Origin of the sequence: Mesorhizobium sp., from assembly GCF_005063415.1 — a bacterium.
Taxonomy (GTDB): Bacteria; Pseudomonadota; Alphaproteobacteria; order Rhizobiales; family Rhizobiaceae; genus Mesorhizobium.
Genome location: NZ_SUEG01000317.1, coordinates 1 through 291 on the forward strand (window position 1 = coordinate 1; position 291 = coordinate 291).

General features: G+C 66.0%; 1 pseudogene. It reads right to left on the reverse strand.

Annotated elements, in window-relative coordinates:
- Nucleotides 1-291, reverse strand: a pseudogene (locus E5W70_RS32230) (class I SAM-dependent rRNA methyltransferase); the annotation flags it as partial.

The following is a 291-nucleotide window of genomic DNA, read 5'->3' on the forward strand; positions in this document are numbered from 1 at the left end:
GCTTTTGCGACAGGCCCGCCATCTCCTGGTTCTCGCGCGCCCAGCCGATCGCCTTCTTGGAAGCATCGACATGCGTGACCTCGGCGCCGGCACGCGCCGCCACCAGGGAGGCAAGGCCGGTGTAACCGAACAGGTTCAACACCTTCACCGGCCGTTTTGCCGCCGCGATCAGTCCGGCCATGTGGTCCCAGTGCGAGGCCTGCTCGGGAAAGACGCCGACATGGCGAAACGACGTGAAGCGGCCGAGATAGTCGATGCCGTCGTGCTTCATCGGCCAGGTCTCGCCGAGCG